This is a genomic window from Archangium lansingense, assembly GCF_026626635.1.
GTDB lineage: Bacteria > Myxococcota > Myxococcia > Myxococcales > Myxococcaceae > Archangium > Archangium lansingense.
Window position 1 is genome coordinate 2316066 of sequence record NZ_JAPNKA010000001.1, and the last position, 15803, is coordinate 2331868.

Below are 15803 nucleotides of genomic sequence, written 5' to 3' on the forward strand. Positions count from 1 at the left end.
CCGTGGAGTTAGCGCCCGCGGCGGCTCGCCTGCCGCCACGCCGAGATGCCGCCCTTGCCGCCTTCGGTCGGCGCCTGGGTGAGGGTCTTCGCCCGCTTCTGATCCCTCTGGTACGCGTACACCACGCTCGCCAGCAGCGCGGCCTCCGTCAGCTGCGGATCCTCGCCCTTGCCCAGCAGCGTCTCGTGCTCGCGCGTGAGGAAGCTCGTGTCGTAGTCGCCCTCGACGAACTCCGGGTGCGAGAGGATCCCCTTCAGGTAGCGCGTGTTGGTGGTGATGCCCTTGACCACGTACTCGGTCAGTGCCCGCTTCGCCCGCTCGATGGCCTCGCGCCGCGTGGGGGCCCACACGGACAGCTTGGAGATCATCGGATCATACGTGTTGGGCACCGTGTACCCGGGGAACACGCCCGAGTCGTCGCGCAGGTACGGGCCACCCGGAACGCGCAGGTAGTTGATGCGGCCCGGGCTCGGCATGAAGTTGCGCGCGGGGTCCTCCGCGTAGATGCGCACCTCGATGGAGTGTCCGTTCGGCTTGGGTGCCTCGGTGTACGGGAGCTTCTCGCCCTCGGCGACCTTGATCTGCCAGGCCACCAGGTCCAGCCCCGTCACCCACTCCGTCACCGGGTGCTCCACCTGGAGGCGGGTGTTCATCTCCAGGAAGTAGAAGTTGCGGTGCACGTCGACGAGGAACTCCACCGTGCCCGCGCCCACGTAGCCCACGGCCTTGGCGGCCTTCACCGCCACCTCGCCCATCTTCGCCCGCATCTCCGGGGTGAGGATGGGGCTGGGCGTCTCCTCCACCACCTTCTGGTGGCGGCGCTGCGCCGAGCACTCGCGCTCGTTGAGGTGGATGGTGTTGCCGTACTGGTCGGCGAACACCTGAATCTCCACGTGGTGCGGCTTCTCGAGGTACTTCTCGATGTAGACGGCGTCGTTGCCGAAGGCGTTCATCGCCTCGCTCTTGGCCGCGCGCCACGAGGACTCGAAGTCCTCCATCCGCTCCACCTTGCGCATGCCCTTGCCGCCACCACCGCCAGCGGCCTTGAGCATCACCGGGACGCCGATCTTCTCGGCGTAGGCGCGGGCCTCCTCGACCGTGGCGATGGGCTCGGCGGTGCCGGGGACGACGGGGACGCCGGCCTTGATCATGTTCTGCCGGGCGCGCGTCTTCTCGCCCATGGCGTCCATGGCGCTGGCGGGCGGGCCGATGAAGGTGATGCCGGCCTTCTCGCACGCGCGCACGAAGGACGCGTTCTCCGAGAGGAAGCCGTAGCCAGGGTGAATGGCGTCCGCGCCGGCCTTCTTGGCGGCCTCCAGAATCCGCTCCTGCACGAGGTAGCTCTCGCGCGAGGGCGGGGGGCCCACCAGGAAGGCCTGGTCAGCGGTGCGGACATGCAGGGCGGAGCGGTCCGCCTCTGAGTAGACCGCCACCGTGGCGATGCCGAGCTCCTTGCAGGTGCGCATCACCCGGACGGCGATCTCGCCGCGGTTGGCGACGAGGATTTTGCGGATCTTGGGCATGGACGCTCCCTTTAGCACAGGGGAGCGCGTGCCCGGCGAGCGCGATGGCGGCCAGAGTCCCCCCTGTCCGCCAATACGCGCTGCTACTCGGAGCCTGTAGCTACTACTTGCGGTTGCTGAGGTACTGCTCCATCAGCCGCCGGGCCTCGCCCAGCTTGGCCTCGACGAAGCGGTCATCCTCGTCCGGCTCGGGCGGAGGGGGCGGCTGCTCCTGGCGGCGCGACTTGCCCGTGGGGGCAGGGGCGTGGGGATCGTCCCCACCGAAGTCCACCGCAGCGGCGAGCAGGTTGCGGGCGGTGGCTCCACCATCGAGCAGGCGGCCGAGCAGGGGCGCTTCCACGCCCAGCCAGCGGGCGGTTTGACGCACCACGTCGATGTACTCGCCTTCGAGGGAGCGGGAGGGGCGGCCGGGCTCGCTCAGGGAGGCGCGGCCGTAGCTGCCGACCTTGTCGGTGTAGAGGCCCACCGCCTGATCGCGGAAGTCACGGGCCACGGAGCGGACGAGGGCGTCGAGGTGGTCCTCGGGGACGGCCTTGCCACCAGAGGGGGTCAGCTTCAGCTCGGCGACGCGCCAGCCGGCATCCGCCAGGGCGGTGGCGGACTCGACCCAGCGGACCTCCGGGAGGGGAACGTTGGCGGACTCACAGGCCCGGGAGAGCGTCTGGCGCAGGGCGGTGAGGTTGCCTTCGATGTCGGCGAGGAAGAGGACGAGGCGGGGTTGAGACAAAAGGGGGCTCCTTATGTGGTGCGTCCCTTCAAAGCCTGAACGCCCCCCCTAAAATTTCCCGGGGAGGCGTTCCACTGTTTCTCGGGGCGAGGCCCTTGCCTGCCTGCCTGCCTACAGCGGGATGTTGCCGTGCTTGCGCGGCGGGTTCTCCTGGCGCTTGTTCTTGAGCATCTCCAGGGCCCGGATGATCTTGGCGCGCGTCTCCTCGGGGCGGATGACCTCGTCGATGTAGCCGAGCTCGGCCGCCTTGAAGGGGTTGGCGAACTTCTCGCGGTACTCATTCACCAGCCGGGTGCGCTCGGAGTTGGCGTCCTTGGCCTTGAGCAGCTCGTTGCGGAAGATGATGTTGACCGCGCCCTCGGGGCCCATGACGGCGATCTCCGCCGTGGGGTAGGCGTAGTTGATGTCCGCGCGGATGTGCTTGGACGCCATCACGTCGTAGGCACCGCCGTACGCCTTGCGGGTGATGAGGGTGATTTTGGGGACGGTGGCCTCGGCGAAGGCGTAGAGCAGCTTGGCGCCGTGGGTGATGATGCCGCCCCACTCCTGGTCGGTACCGGGCAGGAAGCCAGGCACGTCCACCAGGGTGATGAGCGGGATGTTGAAGCAGTCGCAGAAGCGCACGAAGCGCGCGGCCTTCACGCTCGCGTCGATGTCCAGCACGCCCGCGAGCACCGCCGGCTGGTTGGCCACGATGCCCACCGACTTGCCGTTCATGCGGGCGAAGCCGATGACCATGTTCTTGGCGAAGTGCTCCTGCACCTCGAAGAAGTGCTTGTTGTCCACGACAGCGCGGATGATCTCCTTGATGTCGTAGGGCTTGTTGGGGTTGCTGGGGACAACCGTCTTGAGGCCCTCGTCGGCGCGGAACGGATCGTCATCGCACGGCTGGACGGGCGGGTCCTCCTGGTTGTTGGAGGGGAGGAAGGAGAGCAGCTCGCGCGTCATGACGATGGCGTTGTGCTCGTTCTCCGCGGCGAAGTGGGCCACGCCCGACTTCTGGTTGTGCGCGAGCGCGCCGCCCAGGTCCTCCTTCGTCACCTCCTGGTGCGTCACCGTCTTGATGACGTCCGGGCCGGTGATGAACATGTAGGAGGTGTCCTTCACCATCATGATGAAGTCCGTGATGGCGGGCGAGTACACCGCGCCGCCCGCGCACGGGCCCAGGATGAGGGAGATTTGCGGCACCACGCCCGAGGCGAGGGTGTTGCGCAGGAAGATGTCGGCGTAGCCGGCGAGGCTCTCGACGCCCTCCTGGATGCGCGCGCCGCCCGAGTCGTTCAGGCCGATGACGGGAGCGCCCACGCGCATGGCCATGTCCATGATCTTGCAGATCTTCTGGGCATAGGCGCCGGAGAGCGAGCCGCCGAAGACGGTGAAGTCCTGGGCGAAGACGAAGATCTGGCGGCCCTCGACGGTGCCGTAGCCGGTGACGACGCCGTCGCCGAGGATCTTCTTGTCACCCATGCCGAAGTCGTTGCTGCGGTGGGTGACGAACTTGTCCATCTCCGTGAAGGAGCCGGGGTCCAGCAGCAGATCGATGCGCTCGCGAGCGGTGAGCTTGCCGGCCTCGTGCTGCTTGGCGATGCGGTCAGCGCCACCGCCCAGCTCGGCCTGCTTCTCCATCTGCTGCAGCCGGGCGCGAAGGGGATCCTTTTCCGTGGTTCCGTCCATGTGGCGCGCATCTAGCACGATTGGGGCCGGGAGGGGGACCCGGGGCGTGGACGCGGGCAGGACCTGGATGGTGAAAGGATGAGCGTCACTTCTGGACGTCCAGAAGTGATGTGGGGGGATGTGTTCCAGCACCCCTCACTCATGCATGAACCACTCCGCGGGGATGCCCAGTGCCGCGAGAATCCGCTCAGGCGAGCGCTCGCCCTTGATTTCGCTGACCTCCGGCACAGGCGGAAACTCATCTGGCGGCTGCGTGAGTTGTGCGATGCGCGCCCCCCCCCGTCTCACGGTGACAAAAAAGATGTCCAGGCCGGGCGAGGCAATCACCGCATACACGGTCGCAAGAGGGAACCGTTCCGACACGGTCATGTCGGCGTAACCGATGTCCGCTGTGCAGCTGGCAAGCAGGAGCCCTCGCGGCGTGTCCTCGAGTCGGTAGTACCCTGGAGGAAGTGGCTCACCCGCATCTTCTTCCAATACGCGGTGCGCCTCCTGCGCGCGGACTCCTTCCACCAATGCGACCTTCCGCAGCGGCTTTCTTGGGGGCGAATCCGAAGACTCCTCGCTGCCTGGCAGCGGACAACCGAGGGACTTCGCCAGCGCCTCTGGGCCCACGTCCAGGACGTCTAGCGCACCGTTTCGCCACGACATGACGGTCCACGGATCATTGGTGCGCTCGATCGAGTACACGGGCTCATCACATTCAAGCGACAGCGTCTCGGCGATTTGCATCTCGGCGCCCACGTAGCTGGGCTCCGTACTCACGATGGCGTGGTAACGACCACTGCCCGGGATGATTTCGAAGGGCGGCTCTTTTCCATCCTCTTCGTCCTCTTCCGTCATCACGATGGCGCGGGCCCGGCTCTCCAGCCGTGCGGGCTCGCCTGGAGTCAGGACCGCCCAGAGAGGCCACAGGCTCATGGCGCACCTCCGGATAAGTCCTCTGGCAGCTTGAATGCTGCGCGCAACTGCTTCGTCTTCCCCAGTATTTGGGCCTCTTCCAATTGAATGAGCTGAGTGCCTGGTGCGTTTCTCTGTAGGAAGTCTGTCAATTTTTCGCTGGTGGGCAGGCTTAGTTTGTCTGTACTGACCAGGAACGGTTTACCTCGAGGTGCCTTCGCCGCGTCCGCGAGTTGGCCGAGCAGGCGCTGGAGGTTCTCTACGAGTGCCTCCTGCTGTTCATTGAGCTTCTTGCCGGTCTGCTTGGCCCGCCAGGTGTCGAGCGACTTACGCCATCGGTTTTCGTTCCACCCCTTTGCTTCCACTCCATGTTGAAGCCTCGAGCCATGCAGCGCCGTAATCTCGTTGTCGATGATGTGCCCGTCTTTCATTCTCACCTGCCGCCCGGTCACCCGGAAGCCCGGGAAGAGCTTCCGCGCATTGCGCTCTGTCAGCATCTCCACCGCGATGCCTCGGAGTTGCTCACGCGCCTGCAGTTGCAGCTTCAAACTCCCCGGCTCCGCCGCTGCGCGCCGGAAGAGTCTCCAAGCCGTCTTCTCGTTCCTGGCCATGAAGTCGAGGTCCTCCAGGGTCAGCGCTGTCGAGCGCAGCCAGCCCAGGTCCACGCTGCCCCTGCAGGCTTTTCTCGCCAGCTCAGCCACTGCCTCGGCTTTCAACTCCGGGTGACTGACGAGCCACCTGGCCTCCTCCAGGAAGACAAGCGGGTCGGCCAGGTTCCGTGCTCCTGAGCGCCTCAGCAGTTGCGCCAGTGCCGGTTTCACGTTGCCTCGGGCGGAGGTGCGCAGCTTTTCCACCGCAGCGAGGTACGCCTGGGCTCTGTCCGCTGGGAAGGCCGCCGCGCGCCTCGCCACGGCGTTATAGGCGAGCGCCATCTCCTGGCTCTCCGCTGCCAGCAGCTTGAGCGCCTCCAGCGTCTTCTCGGCTTCCTGGGCCACCAGCCCCGCGCGGCGAATTCCACCCAGCGCCCGTGCCGCGGCCAACTCCCCCCGGATGGCGAAGAAGGCCTGCTTGAAGGCCTCGGCTCCGTCAGTCAGGGAAAACCGCAGTCCCTCCGGTGTCGCGACGGCCTTGCCCTCGGCGAGCATCCGCTCCATCGTCCTGGCCAGGGCTTGGATGGACTCCACTGACTCGCGCAGTCTGGCCGAGGCCCTCGCGCCAGACTTGCTCACCACCAGCCCCCCCCGGTGTGCCAGCTCGCGCCATATGCCCGAGTTGGCCAGCTTGGAGATATCCCTCCCGGCCAGTGCCAGCATGGCCACGTCATGCACCGCGAGGAAGGCCCGTCCTTTCGGCGTGCGCGACAGCTCGTCACGCCGGGTGTCCACCACCGCCAGGGTTCCCACCAGGGACATGCGACCGATGAACTGGTGCACCGCCGCCTGACGCGCCGCCGGGCCGCTCTGCGTGGCGGTGGCCGCCACCTCTGTCATCAGCGGCGCCCGCGCCAATGCCGACACGGCGCCGGACACCATGTGCATTTCGCTGATGCGGCCCAGCGCCGCCCAGAAGAGCGATGTGTCCGGCAGGGAAGCGAGCAGCGCCAGCTCCATGGCCGTCATCAGGTGCGTGCGCGGCTGCGGCCCATGGATTTCCACGCGCACCCACTCCAGCGGGTGCAGGGCCCGGCTGCGGGGTCCCTCCTCCACCGAGGAGAGGTAGCGCGCCTGGAAGTGGTGCCGCACCGGCTCGAAGTACAGGGCCATGCGCTGGGAGGCCCCCGCCGCCTCTCCCGGCAGTGCGGGCTCCGCGCCCAGGCGCACCCCTTGCTTCATGTCCCACGCCTCCGGCGCCACCAGCGTCGTGGACACCAGCCCGGTGGGCACGTTCAACAGGTGTGTCGTCTCCCCCTCGCGTCCCAGGTGGAAGGTGGGCAGGGACTCCAGCGAGCCGAGCACGAGAGGAAACGAGGCCAGCGCCTTCTGGGTGAAGGCCCGCCCCAACAGCACCTTCTCCGGCGCGTTGCTGCCCAGCAGCTTCTCCAGCACACCGCTCGAGGTGAGCTCGCGCTCCAGGGCGGGAAACTCCCGGGCCGCCATGGCCAGCACCACGCGCCCCAGCAGGTGCACGGCCTCCCCCTCCAGTCCCGAAGTGGGCTCTGGCCCCGCGAGCACGGTGTCGAAGACGCCCTGGCGCTCCTCCGCGGTGAGCAGGGAGAGCACGTCATGGTCCAACCCGAAGAGGGGCTGAGGCGCTTGCTCCGTGGCCCTGGCCAGGGCTGTCGTGAGAATCTCCCGCCGCAGCGCCGTCAGCTCGCCAGTGCCGCTCCCCAGCCCCGGCTGCCAGTCTCCAGGGTGGATGAAAACCGTCCCCGGGTAGTACCAGTAATAGTTGCCCTCGGGGTGCTCGAGCGGCTCGGAGGCGCCGGCGGCGAGGCGGAAGCCGGCGCTGTAGCCGCGCCAGCGCCCATCCTCCCCGGGAATGAGGACGCGCGGGCTGCTGCCAGGAAGGTTGCGCACCCGCAGTTCCGCGCGCTCCAAGGAGTACTCCTCGGTGAGCAGCACCTGGAGGTACACCTGCACACTGGCGCCGTCCGGATAATAGAAGCGGCCCACCACGTCCCCCGGTGAGAGGACGGGCGAGCCATCCGTCACGCTGTAGCTCGTCTTCCAGCGTGTGGAGCGCAGGGCGATGGTCTTCTGCAATGGCTCGGAGGACTCTCCGAGGAAGTGCCAGTCCTGGGCGAGAGTGTCCCCCAGGTGCCGCGGCGGCTCGTCCCGCCACGGCGCGAGCACCTCGAGGTAGCGGTCGAAGTAGCTCTGCCCGGAGTCGTCCAGGATGTCCGAGCGCTGGGACCAACGCAGGCTGCGCTCCACCAGCGCCGCGACTCTGGTCTCGTCGAGGGACGTCGCGGTGAGCTGGGAGCGCGTCCATGCAACATCCGCCTCCAGTTGCGCGTCCAGGGCGCCGCGCATGCCGGCCAGAAGCCCGGGAAGGAGCGCCCCCGGCTGGTGCACACGCACGCAGACTCGCGGCCTCCCCTCGGTGTCGGGTGGAACCGCGCGGGGCTCGAAGGTGAAGGCGTCCACCGCGGACGCATCCCCGAAGAGCCCCGATGCCAGCTCCTCTCGCGAGGCCTGGCCGGCAACCCAGAGCAACTCGGGCCGCTCCGGGTCCACCTGGACGGGAAGCGGGACCTCCTGGTGGGAGAAGAAAGCCAACATGCCGGCCTCGTCCTCCAGTGTGTCCTCCCACTCGGATTCGGACGGCTCGTCCTCCAGCACGCTCCCCTCCCGCCAGACCTCCAGGCGGGGGCCGAGGGCTTCCGCTTGCGGATGTGCTTCGGCCGGGAGCTTCACCCTCTCTCGTCTCGGCTCTTCGCCGGCCGCGCTCATGCCGGCCACGAGGCAGCTCACCACCAGGAGGGCCTGGAGACTTCTGGCCCAGTGGGGCCGGCTCGTGGACGCCCCTCGGCTCCAGCCCTCACCCTCAACAGGGCCCTCATCCCGCATAGAGGCTGGCCCAGCCTCACTGTCCCACCGGGGGGAGACGGATGCTCTCCACGGCGTGCTCGGCATAGTCTCGCCCCTTTGGGAGGTTGTGGATGTCTGGGCGGAAGTCTTTATTGTTGTCGGACCAGAGCCGAGGCCAGACGCGCAGCAGCAGCCCCCCGGCCGGTCGAGGATAGACGGCTACCATGTTGTAGCCATGGCTCGCGGGCACTCCAGCCGGCTGGTGGTCTCCATGCGCGGCCCCGGCGATGATACGCAACAGGTTGTTGCCCGAGCCCGCACGCAGTTCCTCGAGCTCGGCCTCGTGCACGTGGCCGGAAAGGTGGACATGGGCGTGGGACTTCATCCAGGACTCGGCCGCGCGCTGGTCAGCCAGCCAGCCCTCTCGCAGTGGGTGATGTGAGAGCACCAGCACGAGCTCGTCATCATCCGGCAGGGGATTCAGCGCGTGCCCCACTGCCTCCTTGCCGAGCTTCAGCTTTCCCTTGTCCTGGTCATCCGCCGACAGCATGGCGGTGTTGAGCCCCACCAGGCGGACGCGCAGCCCTCCTCGGGCCACCAGGCGGTGCATCCACGAAGCGAGTGAGGTGGTTGCCTCGGGCAGGCAGCCTGGCGCGAGCTGGGCCGCGAAGGCGAGGTAGCTCTCCATTCGCCGAGCAAGCAATCCCCTGTCGGTCTCGTTCTTGAGCACCTCATCCAGGTCGTCAGCGCCCTCACGCAAGCCCCGCATCAGCCGCTTGATGGTGGATTCCTTGTCCGCCGCGCGCTGGACGTCGTGGTTGCCCGGAACGGTGAATATTCTGCGCTCATCCAGGCCCGTGGCTTTGGCTACGCCCAACAGCCATTTCTTTGCCTCCCCGTACTGGCTGGGCTCTCCGCTGAAGGCGATGTCACCCGTCACCAGCAGCGCCTCCGGGCGTGGGAGTTGGCCCCGCTTCTGCTCTTCGACAATGTCCTTGTGGAGCGCGGAGAGCACGAGCTTCTGGTCCCACACATGCCCCGCCCCACCATGGCCGATGTGGATGTCGGACAGGTGGACCCAGGCGAAGAGCGGCTCGGGCGGTGGCTCGGTCTCTGGCCTTCGAGCGGCAGCGCGGGCCGGTGTAGAGGCGGGCGGTGACCTGGTGCCCTCGTGAGCGACATTCATTGGGCTCGCAGGCGTGGGGCTCGAGGTTCGGCTCTCTGCCGGGACTGCCTTTATCAGTTCCTCCCAAGCCAACACGTTCTGCTCCACGTCGCGGAAGTGGCAGATCTCATGCAGCAGATAGCCAGCGTGGATGTGTGGATCCTGGCGATCTCTCTCCTCTACGAGCCGGGCCCAGACCGGTCCCGACAGCGCCAGGCCCGACATCAGCCGGGCATACGCAGCGTGCGCTAGCATCAAAGCCCCAGCGGCTCCCGTGAGACGCCCGTGCTGAGAGGCATAGATGCGTGCATGCTCCTCCCAGGACAGCGAGACGACGTAGACGTCAAAGGGATTCTTCCGCGACCATTGGCGAGCGACATCCTTCCAGTATTTACCACCACCTGGAGCCGCGACGGCGGCATGCCTCCCCAAGGAGAACAGATGGTTATTCGCGGCTATCGTTAGAGCGTCAACTAGGAGCAGTGGGATAGCCAGCGGGTTCTCAAATACGGCAGTAAGTTCCTCCCCTCCAGGGTCGAGTTCCAGATCGAAACGATTAGTCCGAAAGAAGAAATTGTAATCCCAGAATCGCCAATCCTGGAGCATGCGTATAAGATTTTCTTCGCTTGAGACGAACTGGGTCCACTGTTGCTCCCAATCTCCGCGTCCAGGATCAAGGCCGAAGTCGCGGCCGAAGTCGCGGCCGAAGTCGCTGTCGAAGGCGCCGTCGAAGTTGCGGACGAATTCGCTGCCGAAGTCACGGACGAATTCGCTGCCGAAGTCACGGACGAATTCGCGGCCGAAGTCACGGACGAATTCGCGGCCGAAGTCACGGACGAATTCGCTGCCGAAGTCACGGACGAAGTCGCGGCCGAAGTCACGGACGAAGTCGCTGCCGAAGTCGCGGACGAAGTCGCGGACGAAGTCGCTGCTGAAGTCGCGGACGAAGTCGCTGCTGAAGTCGCTGCTGAAGGCGCGGCTGAAGACTCTTGCTATGCCTGATATTGATATTTCAACTGAAGTGACGCGATTCATCTGGGCGCCGATGAATCGCTCCACCCATGCTTGCACGGCGGACTCCAAGACCGAGCTTGACATGGTGGAACTCTCCACCTGCTCGGCCGCAAGAGCTGGATTCAAGAGAGAGTCCAACGTCCCAGCTGGAGGTTCGGGGAAGGCAGGACCAGCGAGCATCGCCGAGAGTGGAAACCCCACCTTATAAAATAGATTCTCACTCAGTATGCGCCCAGGCCGCACAAACAGGCTTGCCGCACTACTCTTGCGATGAACGTCTGCGAAGGTCCTCCGCGATTGCAGCTCCATGAGGGTCTTCTTGTTCAGCACTGCCGTTGCAGCGCGGAGCGCCTTCTCCCCTGCCTTGTTGGAGTTGACGCCCAAGGCCCACTCTAGACTTGAGAGGTAGAGCCGCCTGCCATCCAGTGCGCTGAGGGCTACCTCCCAATCAGTAAGGGTGGCTCTCTCGGCCAGGAATACATCCATGCCCGGGGCCCCCATGAACGCAACGAGATCGGGGAGCATCTGCTCCCTGTTGCGGTGCCCCTCGAGCCAGGCTGTAGCCTCGGCGGGGAACTCGAGCAGCCTTGTCCGCAGATGCAGGGCGGCGACGGCACGGGCGGGGTTTTCCTGCTTACAAGCCTCGTCCAGCAGCTCTTTGAGCCTCTTTCGGGCCTTCTCTTCCTCCGCGAAAAGCTTGATCTCCTCGAGCGCGGAGAACCACGTGCCTCGCTCCTGCGGCGAGTCCACCCAAGACCCGATGGCCCTCTTGAGGATCGTGTCCTGGTCGCCCGAGCTGAAGTCGAGGTTGTCCCGCAGGGCTCGTGCCAGCATCAACCAACCCTGAGAGGGGCCTCCGCGCTCAAGATGGCGCAGCACCGCCCCCACAATGGTGTCGAAGCCGCTGGTCCCCCCCTGTTCAAAGCGAACGATGTAGAGGCGGAGCAACAGGACTTCCTCCCAGGCGGAGAGCCCCAGGTGTTTGATGAAGAAGGTGGGGTTGTCGTGCAGCTCGGGCTGGCAGGTAAAGACCCAGGCCGCCAGATACTCCTGGAATGAGAGGTGGATGAACGAGAGCTGGTCTCCTCCCCGGTCGAGCAGCAGCCCCGTCTGATCGCTGATGTAGTCGAGGAAATTCTTCATCTCCTCGCGGGCCTCACCTGGCGTGAGCCCAGGACGCTCGCGCCTACCCAGTGCGAGGTGGCGGTTGGCGAGGCTCTCGAGCGCATCCGGGCGGGAGATGAGGCCCCGGCTGTCCTCGTCCTCTCCCTGCTGGTTACGCTCCTGTACGTGGAGTGCGAGATGGGCGAGGTAGTCCTTCTGGGTCTGGATTGGCAGGTTCAGCCGGCTGAAGGCATGGGGCGCTTGCTCGTCTTCCCCGTACTTGGCCTCTTGCCATGTCTTGAGCAGCATCTCTGTGCACTTGGAGTAGAGCTCGCCTCGATCCTTTGGCAGCCTCTTGGTCCCCTGGTGGATGAACGCCATCAGCGTGAGCAGGAGCGGGTTGCCCGCGAGGCGGCGGACGCTCGGGGTCCGCTGCACGGCTCGGTGCAGCGAGTCCGTGAACTCAGCGCGCTCTCGCTCATTGTGAGGACACTGCAGGGTGTACCAGCGGTGGATGAAGTCCCCGACCTGGGCGTCATCCAGCCGCCCGAGACGCACGTGCTCGAGCTCGCTCGCTGGGAGTCGAACGTCCGGCGTGTATCCGTAGATTCGCGAGGTGACCCAGACCGGGCACTGCGGGTACTCCGAGCGGAAGGAGTTGATCATCCCAGCAATCCGGTGCCGGGCCGCCGCGCTGCCCACCTCGTCGAGGCCATCAAAAAGGACGACCGCCTCGCCCATTCTCAGGGCGGCGTCGAAGAAGTGGGAGTGGGCCTGCTCGAGGCTGAAGTCAGTCTGGGCGTGGCGGACCAGGTACTCCAAGATCGAGAGACCGCCGCCTTGCTCGCTTCGTTCCCGCACGAATTGTCGGAGCGAGACGAGGATGGGCACGGTGCGGGGGGCAGGGGTGAAGCCCTCCAGCTCCGCCTCGCCCGCGAGCAGCAAGGACAGGAACGCGAGCAGGGTGGACTTGCCCGCTCCCGGGTCTCCCAGGACTACGACCGACTTGCGCTCGGCGAGCAGACTCGCGAGGGGAGCGGCCCGGTGCTGCCCGTCCTCGCTCAGGAAGCGCAGCGGTACGAAGAGATCGCGCAGGGGGATCTCCGTGCGTGCATCCCGCTCGCGAAGCGTCTCCGGCGGCAGTCCCAGCGTCCGCAGGTGGCGGTGCCTCTGCACCACCTTCGCCTGGTAGCTGAGGGCGAACTGTCTGAAGTCCAGGCCGAGGCGATCCTCTGGGAGCAGCCCAGCCGCGTGCGGGTAGTAGCGGGCGAACAGCGACGGGAGCCGCATGAGCAGGTGCTCGAGCTCTGTTTGCCCCCAGTGGTGGACGGTGAGCTTGTGGGAGGCTCCCAGGTCCGAGAGCCACTCCCGCTCGGAAGGCTTGAGATCCCAGGGCGTCACGAGCACCCAGTGTCGAGGCTTTTTCCGCAGCCTGGAGACGCGCTCGAGTGAGTCCTTGATCTGCGCCGCCTTGGAGCCCTTGTGGATGTCCTCCCAGAGCCACTTGAACTGGAAGGCCACGGAGCCCTTGAGGCCCGGCACGCCTCTCTGGACCCATCCGTCCAGCCCTCCGTCTCCGCCCGCGCCGCTCCTCGGCTCGTAGGCGAAGCCGTGGCTCTTGGCGTGCTGGAGCAGGAGCTGATGCATGAGCCGCTCGAACTCATGGCCACCGGGGGCACCTCGGTCGATCCGCTCCGTCAAGGATGGAAGGGGGGGCGTCATGCGCGGGAAGTTACTGGGAGTTCGAGGGGCTTCCAATGGCTCAGCCGCCGGCTTTCACTCCCTCCGCGTTACCATGCGGGCTGGTTGATGGGCTTGTCGCAGGCGGCGAAGCACCAATGCTGCTGATGGACGAGGCCAGGAGGAGGCGAGCCGGTCCCCGGGAGAGTACCGGCACACCTCGGACATGGCTCTACCCGGCGGAGTGGGCCTGACGCGCGACAATGAATGGCGCTGACCAAGGTGCTTTCCAAAGAACTCGGGCCGGACAACATCCGCGTCAATGCCGTGCTCGTGGGGATGATCGTCCTGGGGGGAGCCTTTTCCGTGGTTCCGTCTGGATTGCGAGGGATGATCGTCACTTCTGGACGTCCAGAAGTGACGCGTGCTCGTACCCCTCGATTCTTCACGCCGGGTCGCCGGCATAGCAGCATTCCCAGCCGTATGACTCATCGCGTTGTCGGACGATTCCCCCGGAGTACCTGGCGGTGCACGCGCTTGTGCGTGCTGGCCCTGGCGGTGAGCGTGCTGCTGGTGGGATGCGCCACGGCGGCACCGCCCATGAGTGAGGCGGTAGAGGATGGGGAGGCCCGGGTCTTCGCTACCCCTGCCTACGGACTTCTCTTGAAGCGGTTTGGAGTCATCCTATGAAAAAGGCGCAGTGGAAGACTCTCTCGACGGAACGTCTGGTCGAGGAATTTGGAACCCTGTCCGCCGAGCATGGACGTGACATCGAAGGGGCAAAGCCCAAGGCAGCCAATCGCAAGTTCGACGTCCTCGTGGCGATCCGTAGGGAGTTGAGGGAGCGAGGCCCCGAGGCACAGCGGCAACTACTGAAGTTGATGGATTCTCCTGAGCCAGGAACTCGCTACTGGGTTGCCTCGTATGCGCTCGAGTTCGCCCCCAGCGAAGCAGAGCTCGTGCTTGCCGAGCTCGCGAAAATCCCCAGGAGCTTTGTGGGCTTCACCGCGGAGCTGACGCTGCAGCAATGGAAGGCGGGCACCTTCAATCCCGCTCTTTGATTATTGGCCGGGCCTTGGATGTGCGCGCTTCCGGCGTAATCCTCAAGGCGCGGCGGGCAGCGTCCAGAGGGTAGAGAAGCGGTGGCCTCCGGAGGTGCTGTCGAGCCAGCCCGAGATGCGCTCGCTCCGGGCCAGCAGCGGCCCCAACTCCAGCCCCACGGTGAAGAGGCCAGCGAGCTGCTGGTCGGAGACGACATCCATCAGCGACACCTGATTCAACCCGCTCGCCAGCCGCTTCGGGTCCACGGTGAAGTCCACCGCGTGCGGCAGCTTCGCGCCCCCCTGCGGCAGCGCTGTCTGGAGCGCCTGGACCACCGCCTCGTCATTGCCCACCACGAGTTGCTTGCCCTTCAGTCGGACGAAGAGGGTGCCCCCCTTCACGTCCAGCGCGTACCCGTCCTCCAGCGCCCTCGCGCCCGGGAACTTCGCCACCGGGGCGAGTGCGGTCTTCATCGCCGCGGCGTCCATCACCTCGGCGGCGACTGCCTGACGCATGGCGAAGAAGCGACCCTCGGGCGTGCGCAGGCTGGGGCGCGACTTCACGCTGTCCACCGCTACCAGCACGTTGCCCGTGAGGCGCTCGGCCACCGCCCGCGACACCGAGGACACCTCTGCCGGGGGACAGGCGGGGCATGCCTGCTGGATGAGCGCGCGTACGCTCGCTACCGCCTGGCTCACCCCGGCTGGTGCCACCCGCGCCCGCGAGAAGAGCATCCCCTCGGGCTTCATCGTCCCGTAGGGGCTCGTCCCCGTTGTCTGGAAGGGCGGCAGCGGAAGCTGTGTGGCGGTCCCCTCCAGTCGCAGCTCGGTGGCACTTCCGTCCATGCCCACCACCATGCCGCGCCCGGGCATCAGCACGTAGATGGCGCCGGGAAGCTGCGCCAGCCGAGCGTCCGGCTTGGGCGGACTGCCCACCAGCCGCGAGGTCTCCTTCTGCATCGCCGCGCCCTGTCCATCATCGACGAATCCCCCGCTCGGGGTCGTGAAGGCGCACGCCTCCTGGCCCTTCAGGGCATAGCCGGCATGGCCACCGGACTCGCGCGGGATGAGCACCCGGGTGACCCCGTTGAGGATTGTCGGCTTCGCCTCTGTCTTGCCACTGCCGGAGATCAGCACCGCGGCGGCCTTCTCCTGGAAGAGCTTCGGGTCCGTCAGTCGCGTGCAGGAGATGCGGCCATTGGAGCGAAGAGAGACGGTCAGGGGGCCGGTGGGGTCGATTCCCAGGCTCTTGAGGCTGTCCGGCTGGCTGGGGTCGAGCGAGAGGAAGGGGTGCAGCTCCGCGAACCAGACGACGGGCCGCAGCAGGGCGGCGTACTGTCCCGCCCGGTCGAGGAAGGCGGTGACTCCCTGGAGCGCGTCCAGCCGCGGGATGTGGACGACAGTCCCCGAGGAGGTGGCAGCGCGGGGCGCGGGGGCGGCGGCGAGCGAGGCCGCGAGGACGAGGGAGAGCATGGCCTCGCGTGAGAGCAGCGCGCCCGGTGCCCT

General features: G+C 66.5%; 8 protein-coding genes and 1 pseudogene. 2 read left to right on the plus strand and 7 right to left on the minus strand.

Annotated features, from left to right (window positions below; genetic code table 11):
- Positions 1-8: 8 nt before the first annotated feature.
- From accC to OV287_RS09310, 6 genes are all read right to left on the minus strand, one after another.
- The gene (gene accC / locus OV287_RS09285; RefSeq protein WP_267533639.1) at positions 9-1523 is read right to left on the minus strand and encodes an acetyl-CoA carboxylase biotin carboxylase subunit; all 1515 of its coding nucleotides are present in this window, start codon (positions 1521-1523) and stop codon (positions 9-11) included.
- 103 nt (positions 1524-1626) lie between these two features.
- A complete protein-coding gene (locus tag OV287_RS09290) occupies positions 1627-2250 on the minus strand; it encodes a hypothetical protein (RefSeq protein WP_267533640.1) in 624 nt (207 codons plus the stop codon).
- A gap of 111 nt (positions 2251-2361) precedes the next feature.
- Complete coding sequence (locus tag OV287_RS09295) at positions 2362-3924, minus strand: acyl-CoA carboxylase subunit beta (protein WP_267533641.1); 1563 nt, start codon at positions 3922-3924, stop codon at positions 2362-2364.
- 135 nt (positions 3925-4059) lie between these two features.
- Positions 4060-4845, minus strand: a complete 786-nt coding sequence (locus OV287_RS09300) for a hypothetical protein (RefSeq protein WP_267533642.1) — start codon at positions 4843-4845, stop codon at positions 4060-4062.
- Positions 4842-8180 (minus strand): hypothetical protein, encoded by a 3339-nt coding sequence (locus OV287_RS09305; protein ID WP_267533643.1) that lies wholly within the window; start codon positions 8178-8180, stop codon positions 4842-4844. The genes OV287_RS09300 and OV287_RS09305 overlap by 4 nt, the downstream gene beginning before the upstream one ends.
- Before the next feature lie 169 nt (positions 8181-8349).
- Positions 8350-13224 carry a metallophosphoesterase gene (locus tag OV287_RS09310; RefSeq protein ID WP_267533644.1) on the minus strand — a complete coding sequence of 1625 codons (4875 nt, stop codon included), beginning with the start codon at positions 13222-13224 and terminating at the stop codon, positions 8350-8352.
- Between the two features lie 300 nt (positions 13225-13524).
- Here OV287_RS09310 and OV287_RS56205 point away from each other — a divergent pair.
- Positions 13525-13611: pseudogene (locus OV287_RS56205) on the plus strand (short-chain dehydrogenase); the annotation flags it as partial.
- A gap of 332 nt (positions 13612-13943) precedes the next feature.
- Positions 13944-14318, plus strand: a complete 375-nt coding sequence (locus OV287_RS09315; protein ID WP_267533645.1) for a DUF2019 domain-containing protein — start codon at positions 13944-13946, stop codon at positions 14316-14318.
- A gap of 42 nt (positions 14319-14360) precedes the next feature.
- Here the strand turns inward: OV287_RS09315 and OV287_RS09320 are convergent, their stop codons facing one another.
- On the minus strand, positions 14361-15770 hold the full coding sequence (locus tag OV287_RS09320) for a hypothetical protein (RefSeq protein ID WP_267533646.1): 1410 nt from the start codon (positions 15768-15770) through the stop codon (positions 14361-14363).
- Positions 15771-15803: the final 33 nt, after the last annotated feature.